This is a genomic window from Huaxiibacter chinensis (assembly GCF_022171985.1).
In the GTDB taxonomy this organism is placed as follows: domain Bacteria; phylum Pseudomonadota; class Gammaproteobacteria; order Enterobacterales; family Enterobacteriaceae; genus Enterobacter; species Enterobacter chinensis_A.
This window is the reverse complement of record NZ_JAJVHF010000001.1, coordinates 1,103,017-1,126,558: the sequence shown is the minus strand read 5'-3', so window position 1 is coordinate 1,126,558 and position 23,542 is coordinate 1,103,017. Positions and strand designations below refer to the sequence as shown.

Annotated in this window: 25 protein-coding genes; 17 read left to right on the top strand and 8 right to left on the bottom strand. The window is 54.9% G+C overall.

Going from position 1 to position 23,542, the window contains the following annotated elements; all coding sequences use genetic code 11:
• Window positions 1-31 precede the first annotated feature (31 nt).
• From LZP96_RS05415 to LZP96_RS05405, 3 genes are read left to right on the top strand one after another with little or no spacing between them, the layout of a single operon-like run.
• Entirely contained in the window at window positions 32-673 is a 642-nt protein-coding gene (locus LZP96_RS05415; protein WP_064325005.1) for a hydrolase, read from the top strand.
• A gap of 47 nt (window positions 674-720) precedes the next feature.
• A complete protein-coding gene (locus LZP96_RS05410; protein ID WP_064325006.1) occupies window positions 721-1,266 on the top strand; it encodes an antibiotic biosynthesis monooxygenase in 546 nt (181 codons plus the stop codon).
• A 22-nt stretch (window positions 1,267-1,288) separates the two neighbouring features.
• A complete protein-coding gene (locus LZP96_RS05405; RefSeq protein WP_258925722.1) occupies window positions 1,289-3,157 on the top strand; it encodes an amidohydrolase in 1,869 nt (622 codons plus the stop codon).
• 65 nt (window positions 3,158-3,222) lie between these two features.
• On the opposite strand, the gene LZP96_RS05400 is transcribed toward LZP96_RS05405, so the two are convergent.
• Both LZP96_RS05400 and acpH read right to left on the bottom strand, forming a co-directional pair.
• Window positions 3,223-3,825: a peroxiredoxin C gene (locus tag LZP96_RS05400; protein WP_064325008.1), complete on the bottom strand. Its 603-nt coding sequence runs from the start codon at window positions 3,823-3,825 to the stop codon at window positions 3,223-3,225.
• Between the two features lie 127 nt (window positions 3,826-3,952).
• Window positions 3,953-4,534, bottom strand: coding sequence for an ACP phosphodiesterase (acpH, locus tag LZP96_RS05395; protein ID WP_064325009.1), 582 nt, complete (start codon window positions 4,532-4,534; stop codon window positions 3,953-3,955).
• 91 nt (window positions 4,535-4,625) lie between these two features.
• On the opposite strand from acpH, the gene queA reads away from it, so the two are divergent.
• The 7 genes from queA to LZP96_RS05360 all read left to right on the top strand — a co-directional run bounded on the left by queA (window position 4,626) and on the right by LZP96_RS05360 (window position 11,294).
• The gene (gene queA, locus LZP96_RS05390; RefSeq protein WP_064325010.1) at window positions 4,626-5,696 is read left to right on the top strand and encodes a tRNA preQ1(34) S-adenosylmethionine ribosyltransferase-isomerase QueA; all 1,071 of its coding nucleotides are present in this window, start codon (window positions 4,626-4,628) and stop codon (window positions 5,694-5,696) included.
• Between the two features lie 55 nt (window positions 5,697-5,751).
• The gene (gene tgt / locus LZP96_RS05385; RefSeq protein ID WP_064325011.1) at window positions 5,752-6,879 is read left to right on the top strand and encodes a tRNA guanosine(34) transglycosylase Tgt; all 1,128 of its coding nucleotides are present in this window, start codon (window positions 5,752-5,754) and stop codon (window positions 6,877-6,879) included.
• Between the two features lie 22 nt (window positions 6,880-6,901).
• A complete protein-coding gene (gene yajC, locus LZP96_RS05380) occupies window positions 6,902-7,234 on the top strand; it encodes a preprotein translocase subunit YajC (RefSeq protein ID WP_064325012.1) in 333 nt (110 codons plus the stop codon).
• Between the two features lie 27 nt (window positions 7,235-7,261).
• Complete coding sequence (gene secD / locus LZP96_RS05375) at window positions 7,262-9,109, top strand: protein translocase subunit SecD (protein ID WP_258925721.1); 1,848 nt, start codon at window positions 7,262-7,264, stop codon at window positions 9,107-9,109.
• A 10-nt stretch (window positions 9,110-9,119) separates the two neighbouring features.
• The gene (secF, locus tag LZP96_RS05370; RefSeq protein ID WP_064325014.1) at window positions 9,120-10,091 is read left to right on the top strand and encodes a protein translocase subunit SecF; all 972 of its coding nucleotides are present in this window, start codon (window positions 9,120-9,122) and stop codon (window positions 10,089-10,091) included.
• 142 nt (window positions 10,092-10,233) lie between these two features.
• On the top strand, window positions 10,234-10,599 hold the full coding sequence (locus tag LZP96_RS05365) for a VOC family protein (RefSeq protein WP_064325015.1): 366 nt from the start codon (window positions 10,234-10,236) through the stop codon (window positions 10,597-10,599).
• A 14-nt stretch (window positions 10,600-10,613) separates the two neighbouring features.
• Window positions 10,614-11,294 carry a helix-turn-helix transcriptional regulator gene (locus LZP96_RS05360; protein WP_064325016.1) on the top strand — a complete coding sequence of 227 codons (681 nt, stop codon included), beginning with the start codon at window positions 10,614-10,616 and terminating at the stop codon, window positions 11,292-11,294.
• Between the two features lie 120 nt (window positions 11,295-11,414).
• On the opposite strand, the gene LZP96_RS05355 is transcribed toward LZP96_RS05360, so the two are convergent.
• On the bottom strand, window positions 11,415-12,299 hold the full coding sequence (locus tag LZP96_RS05355) for a nucleoside-specific channel-forming protein Tsx (RefSeq protein WP_064328072.1): 885 nt from the start codon (window positions 12,297-12,299) through the stop codon (window positions 11,415-11,417).
• Window positions 12,300-12,564: 265 nt separating this feature from the next.
• On the bottom strand, window positions 12,565-13,104 hold the full coding sequence (locus LZP96_RS05350; protein ID WP_064325017.1) for a SadB/YajI family lipoprotein: 540 nt from the start codon (window positions 13,102-13,104) through the stop codon (window positions 12,565-12,567).
• A gap of 153 nt (window positions 13,105-13,257) precedes the next feature.
• On the opposite strand from LZP96_RS05350, the gene nrdR reads away from it, so the two are divergent.
• The 5 genes from nrdR to thiL all read left to right on the top strand — a co-directional run bounded on the left by nrdR (window position 13,258) and on the right by thiL (window position 16,863).
• The gene (gene nrdR, locus LZP96_RS05345) at window positions 13,258-13,707 is read left to right on the top strand and encodes a transcriptional regulator NrdR (RefSeq protein WP_064325018.1); all 450 of its coding nucleotides are present in this window, start codon (window positions 13,258-13,260) and stop codon (window positions 13,705-13,707) included.
• A gap of 4 nt (window positions 13,708-13,711) precedes the next feature.
• Entirely contained in the window at window positions 13,712-14,815 is a 1,104-nt protein-coding gene (gene ribD / locus LZP96_RS05340; protein WP_064325019.1) for a bifunctional diaminohydroxyphosphoribosylaminopyrimidine deaminase/5-amino-6-(5-phosphoribosylamino)uracil reductase RibD, read from the top strand.
• Between the two features lie 87 nt (window positions 14,816-14,902).
• Window positions 14,903-15,373: a 6,7-dimethyl-8-ribityllumazine synthase gene (gene ribH / locus LZP96_RS05335; RefSeq protein ID WP_064325020.1), complete on the top strand. Its 471-nt coding sequence runs from the start codon at window positions 14,903-14,905 to the stop codon at window positions 15,371-15,373.
• A 20-nt stretch (window positions 15,374-15,393) separates the two neighbouring features.
• Window positions 15,394-15,813 (top strand): transcription antitermination factor NusB, encoded by a 420-nt coding sequence (nusB, locus tag LZP96_RS05330; RefSeq protein ID WP_064325021.1) that lies wholly within the window; start codon window positions 15,394-15,396, stop codon window positions 15,811-15,813.
• Window positions 15,814-15,891: 78 nt separating this feature from the next.
• Entirely contained in the window at window positions 15,892-16,863 is a 972-nt protein-coding gene (gene thiL / locus LZP96_RS05325; protein ID WP_064325022.1) for a thiamine-phosphate kinase, read from the top strand.
• 115 nt (window positions 16,864-16,978) lie between these two features.
• On the opposite strand, the gene LZP96_RS05320 is transcribed toward thiL, so the two are convergent.
• The 4 genes from LZP96_RS05320 to xseB form a co-directional block, all read right to left on the bottom strand.
• Window positions 16,979-17,953, bottom strand: a complete 975-nt coding sequence (locus tag LZP96_RS05320) for an aldo/keto reductase (RefSeq protein WP_064325023.1) — start codon at window positions 17,951-17,953, stop codon at window positions 16,979-16,981.
• 65 nt (window positions 17,954-18,018) lie between these two features.
• Complete coding sequence (gene dxs, locus LZP96_RS05315) at window positions 18,019-19,881, bottom strand: 1-deoxy-D-xylulose-5-phosphate synthase (protein ID WP_064325024.1); 1,863 nt, start codon at window positions 19,879-19,881, stop codon at window positions 18,019-18,021.
• 23 nt (window positions 19,882-19,904) lie between these two features.
• Window positions 19,905-20,804 carry a (2E,6E)-farnesyl diphosphate synthase gene (gene ispA, locus LZP96_RS05310; RefSeq protein ID WP_064325025.1) on the bottom strand — a complete coding sequence of 300 codons (900 nt, stop codon included), beginning with the start codon at window positions 20,802-20,804 and terminating at the stop codon, window positions 19,905-19,907.
• Window position 20,805: 1 nt separating this feature from the next.
• The gene (xseB, locus tag LZP96_RS05305; RefSeq protein ID WP_064325026.1) at window positions 20,806-21,048 is read right to left on the bottom strand and encodes an exodeoxyribonuclease VII small subunit; all 243 of its coding nucleotides are present in this window, start codon (window positions 21,046-21,048) and stop codon (window positions 20,806-20,808) included.
• Window positions 21,049-21,243: 195 nt separating this feature from the next.
• Here xseB and thiI point away from each other — a divergent pair, with 195 nt between their 5' ends.
• Window positions 21,244-22,692, top strand: a complete 1,449-nt coding sequence (thiI, locus tag LZP96_RS05300) for a tRNA uracil 4-sulfurtransferase ThiI (protein ID WP_064325027.1) — start codon at window positions 21,244-21,246, stop codon at window positions 22,690-22,692.
• Window positions 22,693-22,800: 108 nt separating this feature from the next.
• On the top strand, window positions 22,801-23,535 hold the full coding sequence (locus tag LZP96_RS05295) for a GntR family transcriptional regulator (protein ID WP_064325028.1): 735 nt from the start codon (window positions 22,801-22,803) through the stop codon (window positions 23,533-23,535).
• Window positions 23,536-23,542 lie beyond the last annotated feature (7 nt).

Genomic DNA, 23,542 nt, shown 5'->3' with positions numbered 1-23,542 from the left:
TTATTTTAACCTGTTGATTAAAGGTGCATTTATGTCTATTCGTGAATTGATTGATCCGTCTAACTCCACGTTGATTTTTATCGATCACCAGCCGCAAATGTCATTCGGCGTGGCCAATATTGACCGCCAGTTATTGAAGAATAATACGGTTGCGCTGGCGAAAGCAGGCAAAATTTTTGATGTACCTGTTATCTACACATCCGTAGAGACAAAAAGTTTTAGTGGCTATATCTGGCCGGAATTACTGGCCGTCCACCCTGATGTAAAACCCATTGAACGTACCTCGATGAACTCCTGGGAAGATGAGGCGTTTGTTGCGGCAGTTAAAGCGACGGGCCGCAAGAAACTCATTATCTCTGCCCTGTGGACGGAAGTTTGCCTCACCTTCCCGGCGTTGATGGCGCTGGATGAAGGCTTTGAAGTGTATGTAGTGACCGATACCTCTGGCGGCACGTCGGTTGATGCCCACGAACGCGCGATCGATCGTATGGTGCAGGCGGGGGCCGTTCCGGTGACCTGGCAGCAGGTCCTTCTTGAATACCAGCGCGACTGGTCACGTAAAGAGACCTACGATCCGGTCATGGATCTGGTTCGCGAGCACAGCGGAGCCTATGGTATGGGCGTCGATTACGCCTACACGCTGGTCCATGGCGCACCTGAGCGCAAGGCATAAATTGTTTCGGGCGGGACGTCCCGCCCAATCACGTTTGGGAAACTGTTATGCCGCAACATTCACATGTCACGCTGGTGATCACCCATACGCTGCTGGCCGGGCAGGCAGAGCGATATGAGCAGTGGCTGGGCAAAATTATGCCCGTCGCTGCTGACTTTCCCGGTCATCTGGGCGCAAACGTCATTCGCCCTTCTGCAGGGCAAGATCTGTGGACGGTAATTATCCGGTTCGATTCGCTGGACCATCTGTACGCCTGGACGCAGTCCGATACCCGCAACCAGCTGGTCAAAGAGATTGAGCCCTTACTGGCAGAAGGGGACAAAACCGAGGTCCGGACCGATGCGGCCTTCTGGTTTACGCCACCTGAACCGCATGTGCGCAAGCCTAAATCGTGGAAACAGTTCCTGCTGACCCTGCTGGTGATCTTCCCCAGCACCAACATAGTGCCGCTGGTGACCGGCCTGTTGTTGCCCGGGCTGAAAGGAACCCTGTTACTGCATTTTATTAACGATGCCTGTGTGGTCGCGCTGGTGGTCTGGTTATGGATGCCCATCGTGACACGACTGTTTGCCGGATGGCTGAAAAAAGCCTGATCGGGCTTCAAGGAGTTACGTTATGTCTCACACTGCCACACTGATCTTAACCAAAGGTAAGATCCATACGCTCGATCGTGAAAACCCGCAAACTGAAGCGGTAGCGATCGCGGATGGCAAAATTCTCGCGACCGGGACGCACGATCGCATCATGAGCTATGCGACCGAAGGCACGCAAATAGTCGATCTCAAAGGAAGTACGGTGATTCCTGGTCTTAACGATTCACACCTTCATTTGATTCGCGGCGGCCTGAACTACAACCTGGAGCTGCGCTGGGAAGGGGTTCCTTCGCTTGCCGATGCGCTGCGTATGCTGAAAGACCAGGCCGATCGCACCCCAACGCCGCAGTGGGTTCGCGTCGTCGGGGGCTGGAGTGAATTCCAGTTTGCCGAGCGCCGTATGCCGACGATTGAGGAGTTAAACGAGGCGGCACCGGACACCCCGGTATTTGTCCTGCATCTGTACGATCGCGCGCTGCTTAACCGCGCAGCCCTGAAGGCCGTGGGCTACACCAAAGAGACGCCAAACCCGCCGGGGGGCGAGATCGTGCGGGATAACAACGGCAACCCGACCGGGATGCTGGTGGCGAAACCCAATGCCATGATCCTCTATTCCACTCTGGCAAAAGGACCGAAACTGCCGCTGGAGCAGCAGGTGAACTCCACCCGTCAGTTTATGCGCGAGCTTAATCGTCTTGGGCTGACCAGCGCCATTGATGCGGGCGGGGGTTTCCAGAACTACCCGGAAGATTACGAAATTATCGAAGAGCTGCATGCTAAAGAGCAGATGACGATCCGCATCGCCTACAACCTCTTTACCCAGCGCCCTAAGCAGGAGCTGGAGGATTTCGAGCGCTGGACCGATATGCTTAAGCCGGGGCAGGGGACGGATTTCTACCGCGCAAATGGGGCAGGGGAGATGCTGGTCTTCTCGGCGGCGGATTTCGAAGATTTCCTGCAGCCGCGTCCCGATCTGCCGGAAGGCATGGAGGATGAGCTGGAGCGCGTGGTGCGTCATCTGGTGAAGAATCGCTGGCCGTTCCGCCTGCACGCCACTTACGACGAATCCATTAGCCGGATGCTGGACGTTTTCGAGAAGGTCAATCGCGACATTCCGTTCAACGGTCTGCACTGGTTCTTCGATCACGCCGAAACCATTACCGAACGCAATATCGAACGCGTGAAAGCATTGGGCGGGGGAATCGCGGTTCAGCACCGCATGGCGTTCCAGGGCGAATATTTCGTCGATCGTTATGGCAAAGATGCGGTGAAACATACCCCTCCTGTCGCGAAAATGCTGGAACTGGAGGTGCCGGTGGGATTAGGTACCGATGCGACCCGCGTGGCGAGTTACAACCCGTGGACGGCGCTCTACTGGCTGGTTTCGGGACGGACCGTGGGCGGGATGGCGATGTATGACGACAGCAATCGTCTGCCGCGCGACGTGGCGCTGGAACTCTGGACGGCGGGCAGCGCCTGGTTCTCCAGCGAGCAGGGCAAGAAAGGGCGCATTGTGGCCGGGCAGTTGGCCGATCTGGTGGTACTGTCAAAAGACTATTTCAGCGTGGCGGAAGACGAGATAAAAGGGATTGAATCTGTGCTGACGGTGGTCGATGGCAAAGTGGTTTACGCGGCTGGCTATTTTAGCCCGTTCTCACCGCCGCCGATCCCGGTATTGCCAGAGTGGTCACCGGTGGTGAAAGTGCCTGGCCATTATCGTTCTGCACCGCCGGTTGCGGCTAACGCAGGTGCAGTGGTGCAAATGCACCAGTGTATTGGCAGCTGTGGCGTCCATGGTCATCAGCACGGCATTGCGCGCCATGCGGGGATCCCGGTGTCGGATGATGGAGCGTTCTGGGGCGTGCTCGGGTGTTCATGCTTCGCGTTTTAATCTGCGTGGAACAGGCACAAAAACAAAAAGGCCCGCATCAGCGGGCCTTGTGTTATCCAGACCTGTTACAGGTTGGTCACGTTTTCAGACAGGTACTTAGCAACGCCGTCCGGAGACGCGTTCATGCCTTCTTTGCCTTTTTCCCACTGAGCCGGGCACACTTCGCCGTGCTCTTCGTGGAACTGCAGCGCGTCAACCATGCGCAGCATTTCGTCGATGTTACGGCCCAGCGGCAGATCGTTCACCACCTGGTGACGCACGATGCCGTTCGCGTCGATCAGGAAAGAACCGCGCAGCGCAACGCCAGCGTCCGGATGTTCGATACCGTAAGCCTGCTGGATTTCGCGTTTGATGTCCGCAACCATCGCGTATTTCACTGCACCGATGCCGCCTTTGTCGACAGGGGTGTTACGCCATGCGTTGTGGACAAATTCAGAGTCGAAAGAGACGCCAACCACTTCCACGCCACGTTTCTGGAATTCTTCGTAACGTTTGTCGAACGCGATCAGTTCTGAAGGGCAAACGAAGGTGAAGTCCATTGGCCAGAAGAACAGAACGGTAGCTTTACCGTTGGTGTGCTGTTTGAAGTTGAAGTTTTCAACGATTTCACCGTTGCCCAGAACTGCTGCAGCTGTAAAATCCGGAGCCGGACGAGTGACCAGAACCATGTGATTCTCCTGTAGTGACTAAGGTTATTTGGAACGCAACGCGGGCCAGTATAGAGAGTGTTCGTCCTTAACACAAAGAGGCGCGAACAATCGTTCAGCCAGCTTTTACCTATCAATCGCAGCGCGATTAAAGCTGTTTACTTTTCGCCTGTGCCATCATGCGCGGATAAAACTGCCAGAAACGGCTCTCCAGCGCATCGTAGTGCGTATCGAGGTCTTGCCAGGAGTCGCGCAGCGCGTCCAGGCGGGGCCGTCGGCTCGCCATGCCGTTAAGCACATTCTGGATAAAAGCCATCTCGCGATAGCGCTCCAGCCACCGTTCTGACCACAGATAGTCGTTAAGATTCACAAAACGCGGCGGCGAGTCCGGAAGGATGGTGGCAACTTGCGCTTGTGCATAACGCACGAAGTCCGGCAAGGGCATATCGGGCGAAAGCTGCGCCCAGTGGCGCGACAAAAAGTGATCCCACATGACGTCGAGCGTAATGGGCGCGACGCGCCGCGTCTCGGGCCGAAACCACGCTTTGGCCTCTTTCACTTCGGGCAAATTATCGGTTAAGACATCGATACGACGATGCATAAAGATCCCTTCTACCACCTCGGCGGCGTACTCCTCTGCCGGGTTGCCGCGCACAAAATCAGCGAGCAGGTTACCCGACAGAGAGCTTTCCGCGAGATGGGCAAGGTGCAGGTGAGCGAGAAAATTCATGCGTTTTGATATCCGACGTCGGCTAGTTGTTGCAGCAAAGTGGTGTGAGCACTAGACTAAGCCGCCTGTTTTTAAGTCACGAGTATAAGTCATGCGCGTCGCCGATTTCTCCTTTGAATTACCTGAATCCCTGATTGCCCACTATCCCATGCCGGAGCGCAGTAGCTGTCGTTTACTGTCACTGGACGGGCCGACGGGCGCGCTGACGCACGGTACTTTCACCGATTTGCTCGACAAGCTCAACCCTGGCGATCTGCTGGTCTTTAATAATACCCGCGTGATCCCGGCACGTCTGTTTGGCCGTAAAGCCAGCGGCGGTAAGATTGAAGTCCTTGTCGAACGTATGCTTGATGATAAACGTATTCTGGCACACATTCGCGCCTCGAAAGCGCCGAAGCCGGGCGCAGAGCTGCTGCTGGGCGATGACGAAAGCATTAAGGCGACCATGACCGCCCGTCACGATGCGCTGTTTGAAGTGGCGTTCAACGACGAGCGCACCGTGCTTGATATCCTGAACGCCATTGGCCATATGCCTCTGCCGCCGTATATCGATCGCCCGGATGAAGATGCCGACCGCGAACTTTATCAGACCGTTTACAGCCAGAAGCCGGGCGCGGTTGCGGCCCCCACGGCGGGCCTGCATTTTGACGATCCCCTGCTGGCGGCCTTGCGTGAGAAAGGCGTTGAGATGGCCTTTGTGACGCTGCACGTTGGGGCAGGGACCTTCCAGCCCGTTCGCGTCGACAGCATTGAAGACCACATCATGCACTCCGAATATGCCGAAGTGCCGCAGGACGTTGTAGACGCGGTACTGGCGGCGAAAGCCCGCGGCAGCCGCGTTATCGCCGTGGGTACCACCTCGGTACGCTCGCTGGAGAGCGCCGCGCAGGCGGCAACATCCGATCTTATCGAGCCATTCTTTGGCGATACGCAGATCTTTATCTACCCAGGTTATCAGTACAAAGTGATCGATGCGCTGGTGACCAACTTCCATCTGCCTGAATCGACATTGATTATGCTGGTGTCCGCGTTTGCGGGTTATCAGCACACCATGGCGGCTTACAAGTCTGCGGTAGAACAAAAATATCGCTTTTTTAGCTACGGGGACGCGATGTTTATCACGTACAATCCGCAGGCTTTGAATGAGCGTGTCGGGGAATAAGTCCGCGGCACCAGAATAATGTGTTGGACTGTTTTTCTGGCACAGAGGAATAAAAATGAAATTTGAACTCGATACCACCGATGGACGCGCGCGCCGCGGCCGCCTGGTGTTTGATCGCGGCGTGGTCGAAACCCCCGCGTTTATGCCTGTGGGCACTTACGGCACCGTAAAAGGGATGACGCCGGAAGAAGTCGAAGCCACTGGCGCACAAATTATCCTCGGTAACACCTTCCACCTGTGGCTGCGTCCGGGTCAGGAAGTGATGAAACTGCACGGCGATCTGCATGATTTCATGCAGTGGAAAGGCCCAATCCTGACCGACTCCGGCGGTTTCCAGGTCTTTAGCCTGGGTGATATTCGTAAAATCACCGAAAAAGGCGTTCATTTCCGCAACCCTATCAACGGCGATCCGATCTTCCTCGATCCTGAAAAATCGATGGAGATTCAGTACGATCTCGGTTCCGACATCGTAATGATCTTCGACGAATGTACGCCATACCCGGCTGACTGGGATTACGCGAAACGCTCCATGGAGATGTCCCTGCGCTGGGCAAAGCGCAGCCGCGACCGTTTTGACTCCCTTGAGAATAAAAATGCGCTGTTCGGCATTATTCAGGGCAGCGTTTACGAAGATTTACGTGATATCTCCGTTAAAGGTCTGGTAGAGATAGGTTTTGATGGCTACGCTGTCGGCGGTTTGGCTGTAGGTGAGCCTAAGGAAGACATGCACCGTATTCTGGAGCACGTCTGCCCGCAAATCCCTGCGGATAAGCCACGGTACCTGATGGGCGTGGGCAAACCAGAAGATCTGGTAGAAGGCGTACGTCGCGGTATTGATATGTTTGACTGCGTCATGCCTACCCGTAACGCACGTAACGGCCATCTGTTCGTGACCGACGGTGTGGTGAAAATCCGTAACGCGAAGCATAAAAACGACACCAGCACGCTCGATGCCGAGTGTGATTGCTATACCTGTCGTCATTATTCTCGCGCATACCTTTATCATCTCGATCGCTGCAATGAGATTTTAGGGGCGCGTCTCAATACCATTCATAATCTTCGTTATTATCAGCGCTTAATGGCTGGTTTACGTAAGGCTATTGAAGAGGGTAAATTAGAGAGCTTCGTGACCGATTTTTACCAGCGTCAGGGTCGTGATGTACCACCTTTGAACGTTGACTAATTTTAATAATGAGGGAATTTGAATGAGCTTTTTTATTTCTGATGCGGTAGCAGCAACCGGCGCGCCATCTCAGGGCAGCCCGATGTCTCTGATTCTGATGCTGGTGGTGTTTGGTCTGATCTTCTATTTCATGATCCTGCGCCCACAGCAGAAGCGTACCAAAGAGCACAAAAACCTGATGAACTCCATTGCGAAAGGCGATGAAGTCCTGACCAATGGCGGTCTGGTGGGTCGCGTGACGAAAGTGGCTGAAACTGGCTATATCTCTATCGCGCTGAACGATACCACTGAAGTGGTTATCAAACGTGACTTCGTAGCTGCCGTTCTGCCTAAAGGCACCATGAAGGCGCTGTAATCCCAACTTTTCCCAAAGGGAACTGCCGTGTTAAACCGTTATCCTTTGTGGAAGTACATCATGCTGGTCGTCGTGCTTATCGTCGGCCTGCTGTACGCGCTTCCCAACCTGTATGGTGAGGATCCGGCCGTTCAAATCACTGGCGCGCGCGGTGTCGCCGCCAGTGAGCAAACGCTGATCCAGGTCCAGAAAACGTTACAAGAAGAAAAAATTACCGCTAAGTCTGTGGCACTGGAAGAGGGCGCAATTCTTGCTCGCTTCGACACCACCGACACGCAGCTGCGCGCCCGTGAAGCGCTGCTGAGCGTGCTGGGTGACAAATATGTCGTGGCGTTGAACCTTGCTCCTGCTACCCCGCGTTGGTTAGCCGCGATTAACGCAGAGCCGATGAAACTCGGTCTCGATCTGCGTGGCGGTGTGCACTTCCTGATGGAAGTGGATATGGATACCGCGCTCGGTAAACTGCAGGAACAGAATATCGACAGCCTGCGTAGCGACCTGCGCGAAAAAGGCATTCCTTACACCACCGTGCGTAAGGAAGATAACTACGGATTAAGCATTACCTTCCGTGACGGTACGGCACGTGACCAGGCGATTGATTACCTGACTGCACGCCACCGCGATATGGTGCTTTCACGCCAGGGCAGCAACCAGCTGCGCGCCGTGATGACCGATACGCGTCTGAGCGAAGCGCGTGAATACGCGGTGCAGCAGAACATTAACATTCTGCGTAACCGTGTGAACCAGTTAGGTGTTGCTGAGCCTCTGGTGCAGCGTCAGGGTGCTGACCGTATCGTTGTTGAATTACCGGGTATCCAGGATACCGCGCGCGCTAAAGAAATTCTGGGCGCAACGGCAACGCTGGAATTCCGTCTGGTGAATACCAACGTTGATCAGTCGGCAGCCGCTTCAGGGCGTGTTCCGGGCGATTCAGAAGTGAAACAGACCCGTGAAGGCCAGCCGGTTGTGCTGTACAAACGTGTGATTCTGACCGGCGACCATATTACCGATTCAACCTCTAACCAGGATGAATACAACCAGCCGCAGGTGAACATTTCGCTGGATAGCGCGGGTGGTAACATCATGTCTAACTTCACCAAGGACAACATCGGCAAACCGATGGCGACCCTGTTCGTGGAGTACAAAGACAGCGGTAAGAAAGATGCCAACGGTCGTTCGGTTCTGGTGAAAGAGGAAGAGGTGATTAACATCGCCAATATCCAGTCTCGCCTGGGCAACAGCTTCCGTATCACCGGTATCAGCAACCCGAATGAAGCACGTCAGCTTTCACTGCTGCTGCGCGCGGGTACGTTGATCGCGCCAATTCAGATTGTTGAAGAGCGTACCATTGGTCCAACGCTGGGGATGCAAAACATCACGCAGGGTCTGGAAGCATGTCTGGCAGGTCTGGCGGTCTCTATCCTGTTCATGCTGTTCTTCTATAAGAAGTTTGGCATGATTGCGACCACTGCGCTGCTTGCAAACCTGGTGATGATTATCGGCATTATGTCCCTGCTGCCTGGCGCAACGCTGACGATGCCGGGTATCGCGGGTATCGTGCTGACCCTTGCGGTGGCGGTCGATGCCAACGTACTGATAAATGAACGTATTAAAGAAGAACTGAGCAACGGTCGCTCCGTACAACAGGCGATCGATGAAGGCTATAAAGGCGCTTTCAGCTCCATCTTCGATGCGAACATTACAACACTGATTAAGGTACTAATCCTGTATGCAGTGGGTACTGGCGCGATTAAAGGCTTTGCTATCACCACCGGTATCGGTGTGGCAACGTCGATGTTTACTGCTATTATCGGCACCCGTGCCATCGTGAACCTGCTGTACGGCGGCAAGCGCGTCAAAAAGCTGTCTATCTGAGGAGTGCGTTGTGGCACAGGAATATACTGTTGAACAATTGAACCACGGCCGTAAAGTCTGGGACTTTATGCGCTGGGACTACTGGGCTTTCGGCATTTCAGGTTTACTGCTGATCCTCTCCCTTATCGTCATGGGCGTGAAAGGCTTTAACTGGGGACTTGATTTCACCGGTGGTACGGTAATTGAGATCTCCCTGGAAAAACCGGTCGATATGGACCAGATGCGCCAGTCTCTGCAGAAAGCGGGCTTTGAAGAGCCGCTGCTGCAGAACTTCGGCAGCAGCCGGGACATCATGGTACGTATGCCGCCGGTGCACGATGCCAATGGCAGCCAGGAGCTGGGCAGCAAAGTTGTTAACGTGATTAACGAAACAACCAGCCAGAATGCGGCGGTTAAGCGTATCGAGTTCGTCGGGCCAAGCGTTGGTGCTGACCTGGCGCAAAATGGTGCGATGGCGCTGCTGGTGGCGCTGATCTCCATTCTGGTTTACGTCGGTTTCCGCTTTGAGTGGCGTCTGGCGGCGGGGGTTGTTATCGCTCTGGCGCACGACGTGGTGATCACCATGGGCATACTGTCTCTGTTCCACATTGAGATTGACCTGACAATCGTGGCATCCCTGATGTCCGTTATCGGTTACTCACTGAACGACAGTATCGTGGTATCTGACCGTATTCGTGAAAACTTCCGTAAGATCCGTCGCGGCACGCCGTACGAAATCTTTAACGTGTCGTTGACCCAGACGCTGCATCGTACGTTGATCACATCCGGAACCACCTTGATGGTGATCCTGATGCTGTTCCTCTTCGGTGGCCCGGTACTGGAAGGCTTCTCGCTGACCATGCTGATCGGCGTCTCCATCGGTACGGCTTCGTCTATCTACGTCGCTTCCGCACTGGCACTGAAACTCGGCATGAAGCGCGAGCATCTGATCCAGCAGAAGGTCGAGAAGGAAGGGGCGGACCAGCCGTCAATTCTTCCGTAAGGCGACGTCGCGTTCGCTCCCGAAATCCCGGTCTGTTGACCGGGATTTTTTTTATCTGCTCCTGGCAAACACTCCTGACAGTATGGTGTCAGGAGCCCTGTCGTAGACTCCTTCTGAACCCAAACAACAGTCAGGAGTCTCTATGAAAAGCGTCATTAACTGGTTTGAAATTCCCGTGGCCGATATGGATCGCGCTATCACATTTTATGAGCCTGTGATGCAGGTACAGCTGAGACGAGAGAAGATGGATGTGGCTGAGTTAGCCATATTCCCGCATGACGATCCGGCCACCGGCGGCGCGCTGGCAAAATTTGAGGGCATTACACCGTCCGTGCAGGGGGCTATTATTTATCTGCATACGGACAACCTGACGGCGACGCTCGAACGCGTGTCCTCTGCGGGCGGCGAGTGCGTGTTTGGCCCGCTGGAATTGCCGCGAGGCATCGGCACTATAGCCTTGTTCACCGACAGCGAAGGTAACCGCGTCGGCCTCCATCAACCTGCCTGAGAGCTCAATACGATATGACCCGACGCGCTGACCGTTTGTTTCAGATTGTGCAGATCCTGCGGGGCAGGCGTCTGACAACGGCAGCGCATCTGGCGGACAGATTGAGCGTGTCGGAACGGACCGTATACCGCGATATCCGCGACCTGTCGCTTTCCGGCGTCCCGGTGGAAGGGGAGGCGGGAAGCGGATACCGGCTGATGGCGGGTTTCGACTTACCGCCGCTGATGCTCACGAACAAAGAATCTGAAGCGCTCATGGTCGCTATCCGTCTGCTTAAAACCTGGGGAGGCGACTCGCTCTCGCGTGAGCTTGAGTCGGCGCAGGAAAAGGTGCTGGCGATCCTGCCCGAGGAGAGCCGACGCAAGGCGGAGCAGACGCGGATATATGCACCGGATATTGCGCTTCAGCCGTATTCGCGCAGCGATTTCGATGTTATTCATCAGGCTATTTCTGCCCAGTGCGTTCTGGCGCTGCATTATCGTGATGAAGCCGGGCATCTGACATGGCGCGACATTCAGCCGCTGGGGCTGTTCTTCTGGGGAGAACACTGGCTGCTGGCCGCATGGTGTGAACGGCGTGATGACTACCGCTGTTTCCGGCTCGACCGGTGTCTCAATATTGTGATGACGGAGAGGCGATTTAGCGAGAGTACGGACAGATCGCTGGCGGATTTTCTGCGCAAGGTTAAGCAGTAAAAAGCCGGGCGGCGAGGTAAAAGCAAAACGGCAACGTGTGTTGCCGTTTTTAGTGTTTGTTCCCTCTCCCTGTGGGAGAGGGTCAGGGTGAGGGCATCAGCCCGCACAATCCCGCACAGATTAGAAGTTGTAACCGACGACCAGGTAACCACCCCAGCCGGTAGAACGCACGCTAAAGTCGCCATTGCCGAAGTTCAGGCTCGCGTCGTCGTTCCACTGGCCACCGTTGTGCCAGTAACGTGCCACCACAGAGTAGTGCCAGTGATCGTAGTTCAGCGCCAGGATGTGGCTGGACGCGATGGAGTCGTTGGTACGCGCTTTCTTACCGTTCAGGTCACGGAAGTCGTTGTCGCCCAGGTCTGAACCCCAGTCAAAGTTGGTGAAACCGATGTAGCTCAGGTTACCGCCCCACAGCTGGGTGATTGGCACAAAGTATTTCACTTTGAAACGGTAGCCGTCCCATTCGTTCTCGTTCGCTGCGCCATAGTTCTGCCACTGGTATTTGGCGTACACGTTCAGGGACAGGCTCATTGGCAGGCCCGTGTCGATGTCGGTACCCAGACCCATATACCAGGTGCTCTGACGACCGGACTTATTGCGGCCCATATCGTAGATGTAGTTGTTGGCAACGTACCACTCTTTAAACGGACCAAAGCTCAGGTCTGCGCCCGTCAGCTTGTCGATAGAGAAGCGAGGCTCGATTTCCATGAAGAGAGGAGAGCCGTGGTTCCAGATACCTTTTGCATCGGTGTTACCGCCGAAGAAGACCGGGGCATCCATGTAACCATAGAAATCAAACCAGTCTTTTTTAGCGAAAGCTTCATATTCCAGGTAGGTATCGTTGCGGATTTGTGGTCCAAAACGGGTGTGGTAGCTGCCTACCACGTTGACGCTCTGATGCCACCAGTCAGACACAAATTCTGGTTTGGTATTTTCGGCTGCGCTGACAGCGAAAGACGAAGAGAGGGCCAGAACTGCACCGGCTGCTAATAATGTTTTTTTCATAATCATGCCACTGATTGAAATTCCCTTCCGGGAGTGAAAAATGCGCGAATTGCGTTTCTAAATATTTCGTGTTTCTGCGGAGCCTATTATAGGAATCCCTGCTCACAAAAATATGTGTTGTTTCACATATCTCTCATACGCGTAATCGATTGCGTTCACGTTTGCGTACTTTAAACGGCGGGGATTGTAACGGCAAACATTTATGTTGCCAATCTTTGCGGGAAGTAAGAGGAGCGGAACGAATGAAACGTTCCGCTAAAGAAGATTACTGCGCGACGGGTTGAATATCGTGGATACGGACAAAGCCTAACTGCTCAGGTGTCACGCCGTTCAACTGTAACGGGATATCCACATCACTGGGGGCAAGCACGCTGGCCGGGGCGTTGATCAGCTGCTGCTGTACGTTCACTTCCTGGTAAGAATCGGTCGTGCCCTGAATCTGGCCCCACTCAACGGTACCGCTAAAGGCCGGCAGAGGATCGTTTGATTCGCCCTGAATGCGCAACGTTGCACGCGTGCCCCCGGCGTTCGGCGCAAGGTTCACCAGTGACATCTTTAGCGTCCCGATTTGGCTGTTCAAACGCGCAGGGGTATTTGCGCCGGGTAACAGATACACGCCGCTTGTTGATTTCGCATTGAGCGCGTTTTGCTGGGTAATCTTCACGGTTTCCTGATTCAGTTTGCTCATCGCGGTGTTCAGCGTACTGACGCTTTCTTTCATCTCGCGAACTTCAGTTTGCTGTGCACAGGCGTTAAGGGTGAAGAGACTTCCCACCAGCAGAATTCTTAGGTAACGTCTTGTCATTGCGTTTATTTCCTTCAACTATCGGATCGCTTTAATGGTAGACAGCCAATGGCGCCCTGGTATAGATCCTTTGTCTCAAAAACGCTCTTCCTTTGTTGTCAGCCCAGTTCAGGGTAAAATGAAAGTCAGTTAACCAGATAGTCAGGACACCGTATGCATTGCCCATTCTGTTCCGCTGTGGATACCAAAGTAATCGACTCTCGTCTTGTGGGTGAAGGCTCTTCCGTACGCCGCCGTCGGCAGTGTCTGGTCTGCAATGAACGTTTCACCACCTTTGAGGTGGCAGAGCTTGTGATGCCCCGCGTGGTGAAAAGCAATGATGTACGTGAGCCTTTTAATGAAGAAAAACTGCGTCGCGGGATGCTTAAAGCACTGGAAAAACGGCCAGTGAGCGCAGATGACGTCGAAATGGCGTTGAATCACATTAAATCACACCTGCGCGGCACCGGTGAGCGCGAGGTGCCCAGCAAAATGATCGGTAACCTCGTCATGGAGCAACTCAAAAAGCTCGATAAAGTTGCTTACATCCGCTTCGCCTCTGTGTACCGCAGTTTCGAAGATATCAAAGAGTTTGGCGAAGAGATCGCCCGCCTACAGGATTAAGCCCATGCAGGATGAGATATACATGGCGCGTGCGCTCAAACTGGCGCAGCGCGGGCGTTTCACCACGCACCCTAATCCCAATGTGGGCTGCGTGATCGTCAAAGATGGCGAAATAGTTGGTGAAGGTTTTCACTATCGTGCGGGCGAACCGCATGCTGAAGTCCACGCCCTGCGAATGGCCGGGGAGAAGGCGCGCGGCGCCACGGCCTATGTCACCTTAGAGCCTTGCAGCCATCATGGCCGTACGCCGCCATGCTGTGAAGCGCTGATTAACGCAGGCGTTGCCCGGGTGGTCGCGGCGATGCAGGATCCTAATCCTCAGGTCGCCGGACGTGGCTTATATCGTTTGCAGCAGGAAGGCATCGACGTCAGCCATGGCCTGATGATGCAGGAGACCGAAGCGCTGAATAAGGGCTTCCTCAAGCGGATGCGCACCGGCTTTCCGTATATTCAGCTCAAACTCGGCGCTTCGCTTGATGGCCGTACGGCGATGGCGAACGGCGAAAGTCAGTGGATAACCTCGCCGCAAGCAAGGCGCGATGTGCAACGTCTGCGCGCGCAAAGCCATGCTATTCTCACCAGCAGTGAGACGGTGCTTGCCGACGATCCGGCGATGACCGTCCGTTGGGATGAACTGAACGCCGAGACTCAGGCGCTCTATCCGCGGGAAAACCTGCGTCAGCCGCTCCGTATCGTGATTGACAGCCAGAACCGCGTGACGCCCGAGCACCGTATTGTGCAGCAACCCGGTGAAACCTGGTTTGCCCGCACGCAGGACGATACGCGTAAATGGCCGGAGAGCGTCCGCACTGTTCGGGTGCCCGAGCACAACGGACACCTCGATCTGGTGGTGTTGATGATGCTGCTCGGGAAGCAGCAGGTGAACAGCATCTGGGTCGAAGCCGGTCCTACGCTCGCAGGCGCGCTGCTGCAGGCGGGCCTGGTGGATGAGCTGGTGGTTTACATGGCGCCTAAATTATTAGGCACCGACGCTCGCGGTCTGTTTGTGTTGCCCGGTCTTGAGAATCTGGCCGATGCACCGCAACTTACGTTTAGCGAGATCCGTCAGGTTGGACCGGATGTGTGCCTGCATTTAACGTCAGCGTAAGGCTTTCTGAAATAGGGAAGCAGTACGCAAAGTATTATGATAAAATCCGCCCCCCTGCGGGGCCAAATGAACCCGTAAAGGAAGAGTATGAACATTATTGAAGCTGCTGTAGCTACCCCGGACGCTCGCGTCGCCATCACCATTGCGCGTTTCAACAACTTCATCAACGATAGCCTGCTGGACGGTGCGATTGACGCCCTGAAACGTATTGGCCAGGTGAAAGATGACAATATTACCGTTGTTTGGGTTCCAGGTGCTTATGAACTGCCTCTGGCAGCGGGCGCACTGGCGAAAACCGGTAAATATGACGCGGTGATCGCACTGGGTACCGTTATTCGTGGCGGCACTGCCCACTTTGAATATGTGGCGGGCGGTGCAAGCAATGGTCTGGCGCACGTTGCACAGGATGCTGAAATTCCTGTCGCGTTTGGCGTGTTGACCACCGAAAGTATTGAACAAGCCATCGAACGTGCTGGCACCAAAGCCGGTAACAAAGGTGCAGAAGCTGCACTGACCGCGCTTGAAATGATCAATGTATTGAAAGCCATCAAGGCCTGATTTTTTGTAAGGGGAAATCCGTGAAACCTGCTGCTCGTCGCCGCGCCCGTGAATGTGCCGTCCAGGCACTTTACTCCTGGCAGTTGTCCCAGAACGACATCGCTGATGTTGAATATCAGTTCCTGGCGGAGCAAGACGTCAAAGACGTTGACGTTCTGTACTTCCGTGAACTGCTGTCGGGAGTGGCGACTAATAGCGCGTATCTCGACGGTTTAATGAAACCGTACCTGTCCCGTCTGCTCGAAGAGCTGGGCCAGGTTGAGAAAGCAGTGCTGCGCATTGCGCTGTTCGAGCTGTCTAAACGTGATGATGTGCCGTACAAAGTGGCCATCAACGAAGCGATCGAACTGGCGAAAACCTTCGGTGCTGAAGACAGCCATAAGTTTGTTAACGGCGTGCTGGATAAAGCAGCCCCTGCGATCCGTCCCCGCAAAAAGTGATCCGCTAACCGGAGTTCTGCGCGGCCCTGTTTGCCGCGCAGGCTCCGGTTTTTTATTTTCTTTGCTGAGGCATAACGTATGGCTTGCGGCGAATTCTCCCTGATTGCCCGTTATTTTGACCGCGTACGATCCTCTCGTCTTGATGTCGAAACCGGCATTGGCGACGACTGCGCGTTGCTCAATATCCCTGAAAAACAGACGCTGGCGATCAGTACTGATACCCTGGTCTGCGGTCGTCACTTTCTGCCGGATATCGATCCTGCCGATCTGGCCTATAAAGCGCTGGCGGTAAACGTGAGCGATCTGGCGGCCATGGGCGCAGATCCGGCCTGGCTGACGCTGGCGCTGACCCTCCCGTCCGTCGATGAGGCCTGGCTTGAAGCCTTCAGCGACGCGCTCTTTGAGCAGCTCAATTACTATGATATGCAGCTGATCGGTGGCGATACTACGGCGGGTCCGCTGTCGATGACGCTGGCTATCCACGGCTATGTTCCGGTTGGCCGGGCGCTGAAACGCTCGGGCGCAAAACCGGGCGACTGGATCTATGTGACGGGAACCCCGGGCGACAGCGCGGCAGGCTTAGCGATTCTTCAGGCGCGTTTAGCCGTCGCAGATGCGCAGGATAGCGCGTATCTGGTTAAACGCCATTTGCGCCCGACGCCGCGTATTTTACAAGGCCAGGCGTTGCGCGACCGCGCAAGCTCGGCGATTGACCTCTCTGACGGGCTTATTTCCGATCTCGGCCATATTCTGAAGGCCAGCGGCGTGGGAGCACGGATTGACCTCGATCTCTTCCCGCTTTCAGAGCAGATCCTCCGCCACGTTGAACCCGAGCAGGCGTTGCGCTGGGCGCTGTCTGGCGGTGAAGATTACGAACTCTGCTTTACCGTCCCCGAGCTTAACCGTGGGACGATTGACGTGGCGCTCGGCCATCTGGGCGCGCGGTTTACCTGCATAGGGCAGATCATGCCAGAGAGCGAAGGGCTGCAGTTTGTGAAAGAGGGCGCGCCTGTAACGCTAGACTGGAAAGGCTACGATCACTTCGGGTGACCGACCTGGGCGGGTATTTCAGCTTGCCCAGTCCCGTCTCCTTGTGGGAGACCGCACCGCCCCAGTCCCCTCTCCCCGTGGGAGAGGGTTAGGGTGAGGGCACCAGACCGCACCATTATTTAAACCCCACCACTGGATGAGCCTGATAAGGCGTCTCCAGCTCGGCAATCTGGTCCGGCGTTAGCGTTAAATCCACCGCATTCAACAGTTCATCCAGCTGCTCTTCCCGCGATGTGCCAATAATGGGCGCTGCCACACCGCGCTTGCTGAGCAGCCAGGCGAGCGCTACCTGCGCTCGTGTTGCGCCAATATCTTCCGCAATGGCTGCCAGACGCTCGGCGATTCGGGCGTCACTCTCTTGCGTCTCGTCATAGAGTTTTTTACCTACCTCGTCCGACACCAGGCGCGCCGTGGTCTCCCCCCACGGGCGGGTCAGGCGACCCCGTGCCAGCGGGCTCCAGGGGATCACCGCAACGCCTTCCTGGTAGCACAGCGGCAGCATCTCGCGCTCTTCTTCGCGATAAATCAGGTTATAGTGATCCTGCATGGTCACAAAGCGTGCCCAGCCCTCTTTCTTTTGTAATTCCAGCGCGTCGGCAAACTGCGTCGCGTGCATTGACGATGCGCCGATATAGCGCGCCTTGCCGGCTTTCACCACGTCGTTTAGCGCTTCCAGCGTCTCTTCAATCGGCGTGTTGTAATCCCAGCGGTGGATTTGCAGGAGGTCAACGTAATCCATATTCAGGCGCGAAAGACTGGCATCAATGGATTTCAGAATCTGTGCGCGGGAAAGACCTTCGGTAAGATCCCCGGACGGGTAATAGACCTTTGTGGCGACCACGACCTCGTCGCGGCGAGCAAAGTCGCGCAGGGCGCGTCCCACAATCTCTTCGCTGCTGCCATCAGAGTAGCTATTAGCCGTATCAAAAAAGTTAATTCCGCCATCAATAGCATGCTTGATGATGAGGCGGCTGCTCTCTTCGGGTAGTGTCCAGGCGTGATTACCCCGATCGGGTTCGCCAAATGTCATACAGCCCAGACAAAGACGGGAAACCTTAAGATCCGTTTTTCCTAATGTGTTGTATTGCATGCTTCCACTCCTGCTGATTGCTTAAAATCGTCCTTTAAGCATAGCAGGAGCGGAAAGGGGAGGGATTAGGCCAGCCAGCTGTGGATTTTGGCTTCAATGCCAGCCGCGTCAAGACCAATATCCGCGCGGGCTTCGTCCTGGGTTCCTTGCGGAATAAAGTAATCCGGCAGACCCAGGTTTAACACAGGAACGACCTGACGATGCGCCATCAGCACTTCGTTCACGCCGCTGCCAGCCCCGCCCATAATGGCGTTTTCTTCCAGGGTGATCAGCGCATCGTGACGCGCGGCCAGATCCAGAATCAGGGTTTCATCCAGCGGTTTCACGAAACGCATGTCTACCAGCGTTGCGTTGAGCGATTCCGCGACTTTCGCCGCCTCTGGCATCAGGGTGCCAAAGTTCAGGATCGCCAGCTTTTCACCTTCACGTTTCACCACGCCTTTACCTAACGGCAGTTTTTCCAGAGGCGTCAGTTCCACGCCCACCGCATTCCCACGCGGATAACGTACGGCGCTTGGGCCATCCTGATAGTGATAGCCGGTATACAACATCTGGCGACACTCGTTTTCATCACTTGGCGTCATGATCACCATGCCTGGCACACAGCGCAGGAAGGAGATATCGAACGCTCCCTGATGCGTCTGGCCGTCAGCGCCCACAATACCGGCGCGGTCGATGGCAAACAGCACCGGCAGTTTCTGAATCGCGACGTCATGGATCACCTGATCGTAGGCGCGTTGCAGGAAGGTGGAGTAGATAGCAACGATGGGCTTATAGCCGCCAATCGCCAGACCCGCCGCGAACGTCACCGCGTGCTGTTCGGCAATCGCCACGTCGAAATACTGGTCGGGATATTTTTTTGAAAACTCAACCATGCCCGAGCCTTCGCGCATCGCAGGCGTTACCGCCATCAGCTTGCTGTCTTTGGCCGCCGTTTCACACAGCCAGTCACCAAAGATTTTGGAATAGCTCGGCATGCCGCCGCTGCTTTTTGGCAGACAACCGCTGGTGGGGTCAAATTTGGGCACGGCGTGGAAAGTAATAGGATCTTTTTCCGCTGGCTCGTAGCCGCGCCCTTTTTTGGTCATGATGTGCAGGAACTGCGGACCTTTCAGATCGCGCATATTCTTCAGCGTGGTGACCAGCCCCAGTACATCGTGTCCGTCTACCGGGCCGATATAGTTAAAGCCCAGCTCTTCGAATAACGTGCCCGGAACGACCATGCCTTTGATATGTTCTTCGGTGCGTTTGAGCAACTCTTTAATCGGCGGCACGCCGGAGAAGACCTTTTTGCCACCTTCACGCAGGGTAGAGTAGAGCTTGCCGGAAAGCAGCTGTGCCAGATGGTTATTGAGCGCACCAACGTTTTCGGAGATCGACATTTCATTGTCGTTAAGGACCACCAGCATATCCGGCTTAATATCACCCGCGTGGTTCATGGCCTCAAACGCCATGCCGGCGGTGATGGCGCCATCGCCAATGACACAAACGGTACGGCGCTGTTTGTTCTCTTTTTCAGCCGCCACGGCAATGCCGATTCCGGCAGAGATAGAGGTAGAGGAGTGGCCGACGCTTAAGACGTCGTATTCACTTTCACCGCGCCACGGGAACGGGTGCAGGCCCCCTTTCTGGCGAATGGTGCCAATTTTATCCCGACGGCCCGTAAGAATTTTGTGTGGATATGCCTGATGCCCGACATCCCAGATCAGCTGATCGAATGGAGTGTTATAGACGTAGTGCAGCGCAACCGTCAGCTCAACCGTGCCAAGCCCGGAGGCGAAATGTCCGCTGGATCGGCTCACGCTGTCGAGCAGATAACGACGCAGTTCGTCGCACAGCTTCGGCAGGCTCTCTTTTGGCAACAGACGTAACTCCTGGGTGGAGTCGACCAACGCCAGCGTCGGGTATTTGGCAATATCAAAACTCATCAAAGGCTCATCGAGATAGTGTGTTATTTATCACGCTGGATTATATAGTCCGCTAGCGCTTCCAGTGCCGAGGTATCCAGTGAGTGCGCCGCCAGCTGATTTAGTGACTGGCGGGCATCATCAATCAGATCCCGGGCTTTACGTTGGGCTTGCTCAAGGCCCAGCAGTGCGGGGTAGGTACTTTTGCCAAGCTGCTGATCCGCACCCTGACGTTTTCCCAATGTTGCAGTATCGCCCACCACATCCAGAATGTCATCCTGAACCTGGAATGCCAGACCAATACTGTCGGCATATCTGTCAAGGATCGGCAGCGCATTGCGCCCGCGCTCGCCCGCGCTCAGCGCGCCCAGACGGACGGCGGCACGGATTAAGGCACCGGTTTTATGCCGGTGGATCCGTTCCAGCTGTTCCAGATTAACCTGACGGCCTTCGGCCTCCAGATCCAGCGCCTGGCCCCCGCACATACCGGCAACGCCACTGGCCATTGCCAGCTCGGAGACCATTGCCAGACGATCGCGGTCGGCCACCTCAGTCATTGGCGCATCGCTTAAGATGGAGAACGCCAGCGTCTGCAATGCGTCGCCCGCCAGAATGGCATTGGCTTCGCCAAACTTGATGTGACAGGTCGGCTGTCCGCGACGCAGATCGTCATCGTCCATCGCCGGTAAATCATCATGGATCAACGAGTAGGCGTGGATACACTCCACGGCCGCTGCCGGCGCGTCCAGCGTGGTGTCACTGATGCCAAACATATTACCCGTGGCATAGACCAGAAACGGCCGCAGACGCTTTCCACCTAAGAGTGCGCCATAATGCATCGCTTCAACCAGTGGAGTGTTCTGAAAAGGCTGCGGTTCAATAAAACGGCGCAATGCCTCGTTGGCGCGTTCAACGCGCGCCTGAAGCGCGTGGGTAAAGTCCATGTTACTCGGCGTCCGGCGTGAAGGGCGTAGTGGCTGCGGTTTCGCTATCGGAGAGCAGGATCTGCACGCGTTGTTCAGCCTGTTGCAGTTTTACCTGACCCTGCCGCGCAAGCTGCACGCCGCGTTCGAATTCGTTGAGCGCATCTTCCAGTGGCAGATCGCCACTTTCGAGGCGCGTCACAATGTTCTCCAGTTCACTCAGCGCAGTTTCGAAGCTGGCCGGTGCATCATTTTTCTTTGGCATAGTGAATGTCGACTCTCATATATTCAGCCCGGATATGGTAACGGACTCGGGACAATTAGCAAATAACGCGCAATGTGCACAGGAGCGCCACGATGGTGGTATACTTCCGCGCCTGGATGCAGCCTGGTGGATATGCAGGCTGCTGTACTCTTCCATTACAAGCCTTAACGGGCTTGCCAAAGAAATATTGCCGCCATGAAGTTTATCATTAAATTGTTCCCGGAAATCACCATCAAAAGCCAATCTGTGCGGTTGCGCTTTATTAAAATATTGACCGGAAACATTCGTAACGTATTAAAAGAATACGAAGAAACGCTCGCCATTGTTCGCCACTGGGATCACATCGAGGTCCGTGCTAAAGACGAAAGCCAGCGTCTGGATATCCGCGATGCGCTCACGCGTATTCCTGGGATCCATCATATTCTCGATGTCGAAGATGTGCCATTTACCTCGCTTCACGATATTTTCGAAAAAGCGCTGGAACAGTTCCGCCCGGAAGTTGAAGGGAAATCGTTCTGCGTTCGCGTTAAGCGTCGCGGCAAGCATGAGTTCACCTCTATTGAAGCCGAACGCTACATCGGCGGCGGTTTCAATCAGCACATTGCGTCAGCGCACGTTAAGCTGACGCGCCCGGATGTCACCGTTAATCTTGAGATCGAAAACGATCGATTACTGCTGGTGAAAGGCCGCTACGAAGGTATCGGCGGTTATCCGATTGGGACCCAGGAAGATGTCTTGTCGCTCATCTCGGGCGGTTTCGACTCTGGCGTGTCCAGCTATATGCTGATGCGTCGCGGCTGCCGTGTACACTACTGCTTCTTTAACCTGGGCGGCGCCGCGCATGAGATTGGCGTTCGTCAGGTGGCGCATTATCTGTGGAAACGTTTTGGCAGCTCCCACCGCGTCCGCTTCGTGGCCATCAACTTTGAGCCTGTCGTGGGCGAAATTCTTGAGAAAGTCGACGACGGTCAGATGGGCGTGGTGTTAAAACGTATGATGGTGCGTGCGGCCTCTCAGGTTGCTGAACGCTACGGCGTTCAGGCGCTGGTCACCGGTGAAGCGCTGGGGCAGGTCTCCAGCCAGACGCTGACCAACCTGCGTCTTATCGACAACGTATCGGACACGCTGATTCTGCGTCCGCTGATTTCCCACGATAAAGAGCACATCATCGATATCGCGCGGGCAATCGGCACCGAAGATTTTGCCCGTACCATGCCGGAATACTGCGGTGTGATCTCGAAAAGCCCAACCGTAAAAGCGGTGAAGGCGAAGATCGAAGCGGAAGAGCAAAACTTTGATTTCGCGATTCTGGATAAAGTGGTGGCGGAAGCCAACAACGTCGATATCCGTGAAATCGCTCAGCAGACCGCTGAAGAGGTGGTTGAAGTCGAGACGGTGAACGGTTTTGGCGCCAACGATGCCATTCTCGATATTCGTTCTGTCGACGAACAGGAAGCAAACCCTCTGAATGTAGACGGCGTCGAGGTTATTTCATTGCCGTTCTACAAGCTGAGCACCAAATTTGGCGATCTCGATCAGAGTAAAACCTGGCTGCTGTGGTGTGAACGCGGCGTAATGAGCCGTCTGCAGGCGCTCTATTTACGCGAGCAGGGCTTCACCAACGTGAAAGTGTATCGCCCCTAGTTAAGCGAGCGGTATCAGAGCCGGGTCGGCGTAGCCACCCGGCTTTTTTATTTTCAAATTTAAGAGAAGTGGTAAAGTATCGACACCAGCCCGGAGCGCGAGGACAGGATGCAAATCAGGCACAAGTATTGGGAAATTAAAGAGAAAATTAAACACGATATTCTCGAGCAAAAGTACCAAAAAGGGGAGAGCATTCCTTCCGAACGCGAACTGGCGAGCCTGTATCAGGTGACCCGCGTAACGGTGCAAAAAGCGATGGCTAACCTGGTGCAGGAAGGGTACATCGAGCGTATTCACGGTAAGGGCATGTTTGTGCTCAAGAATACGGCCAGTAATATCTATATTCTCAATAATGAAAAGAGCGACAGTATCCTCGGCTTTTCCCGCGAGTTTCAGGGGCGGGTCAAGGTCTCCAGCCGCTTAATCACCCTGACGACCCTTCAGGCCGATGCTACGCTTGCCCGACATCTTGAGATAAAGCCTGGCGACGAGGTCTATTTTATCCGCCGCGTCCGCCTGCTGGACGGTCAGCCTGTGCTGGTCGAAGACAGCAATATCCCGCTGCAGGTGATTCCGGATATTCCGCCACGGGTGCTGGAGCAGGGATCGCTGTACGAATACATCGAAACCACCACCGGCAGAAAAATAAACGATGCAGACTCGCTGATTGAAGCCGCGCTGTTTGACGATGAGATGGCATCGCTGCTCGATATTGTCCCCGGCCAGGCAATGCTTAAAATTACCGAAGTGACCCGTCTCGATGACAAGCGCGTGTTTAACTACTCTACAAGCTATAATCGCGCCGATATTTTTCGTGTGAAGAATATGCGCATTGAAAGATAACAGGCGC

Coding starts and splice junctions, on each gene's coding strand:
- LZP96_RS05400 (WP_064325008.1), bottom strand. CDS start 3,825: ATGGTTCTGGTCACTCGTCCGGCTCCGGATTTTACAGCTGCAGCAGTT.
- tgt (WP_064325011.1), top strand. CDS start 5,752: ATGAAATTTGAACTCGATACCACCGATGGACGCGCGCGCCGCGGCCGC.
- LZP96_RS05320 (WP_064325023.1), bottom strand. CDS start 17,953: ATGCAATACAACACATTAGGAAAAACGGATCTTAAGGTTTCCCGTCTT.
- LZP96_RS05355 (WP_064328072.1), bottom strand. CDS start 12,299: ATGAAAAAAACATTATTAGCAGCCGGTGCAGTTCTGGCCCTCTCTTCG.
- LZP96_RS05410 (WP_064325006.1), top strand. CDS start 721: ATGCCGCAACATTCACATGTCACGCTGGTGATCACCCATACGCTGCTG.
- yajC (WP_064325012.1), top strand. CDS start 6,902: ATGAGCTTTTTTATTTCTGATGCGGTAGCAGCAACCGGCGCGCCATCT.
- LZP96_RS05295 (WP_064325028.1), top strand. CDS start 22,801: ATGCAAATCAGGCACAAGTATTGGGAAATTAAAGAGAAAATTAAACAC.
- nrdR (WP_064325018.1), top strand. CDS start 13,258: ATGCATTGCCCATTCTGTTCCGCTGTGGATACCAAAGTAATCGACTCT.
- ribD (WP_064325019.1), top strand. CDS start 13,712: ATGCAGGATGAGATATACATGGCGCGTGCGCTCAAACTGGCGCAGCGC.
- LZP96_RS05415 (WP_064325005.1), top strand. CDS start 32: ATGTCTATTCGTGAATTGATTGATCCGTCTAACTCCACGTTGATTTTT.
- xseB (WP_064325026.1), bottom strand. CDS start 21,048: ATGCCAAAGAAAAATGATGCACCGGCCAGCTTCGAAACTGCGCTGAGT.
- ribH (WP_064325020.1), top strand. CDS start 14,903: ATGAACATTATTGAAGCTGCTGTAGCTACCCCGGACGCTCGCGTCGCC.
- LZP96_RS05365 (WP_064325015.1), top strand. CDS start 10,234: ATGAAAAGCGTCATTAACTGGTTTGAAATTCCCGTGGCCGATATGGAT.
- LZP96_RS05405 (WP_258925722.1), top strand. CDS start 1,289: ATGTCTCACACTGCCACACTGATCTTAACCAAAGGTAAGATCCATACG.
- ispA (WP_064325025.1), bottom strand. CDS start 20,804: ATGGACTTTACCCACGCGCTTCAGGCGCGCGTTGAACGCGCCAACGAG.
- LZP96_RS05360 (WP_064325016.1), top strand. CDS start 10,614: ATGACCCGACGCGCTGACCGTTTGTTTCAGATTGTGCAGATCCTGCGG.
- dxs (WP_064325024.1), bottom strand. CDS start 19,881: ATGAGTTTTGATATTGCCAAATACCCGACGCTGGCGTTGGTCGACTCC.
- LZP96_RS05350 (WP_064325017.1), bottom strand. CDS start 13,104: ATGACAAGACGTTACCTAAGAATTCTGCTGGTGGGAAGTCTCTTCACC.
- queA (WP_064325010.1), top strand. CDS start 4,626: ATGCGCGTCGCCGATTTCTCCTTTGAATTACCTGAATCCCTGATTGCC.
- thiL (WP_064325022.1), top strand. CDS start 15,892: ATGGCTTGCGGCGAATTCTCCCTGATTGCCCGTTATTTTGACCGCGTA.
- acpH (WP_064325009.1), bottom strand. CDS start 4,534: ATGAATTTTCTCGCTCACCTGCACCTTGCCCATCTCGCGGAAAGCTCT.
- thiI (WP_064325027.1), top strand. CDS start 21,244: ATGAAGTTTATCATTAAATTGTTCCCGGAAATCACCATCAAAAGCCAA.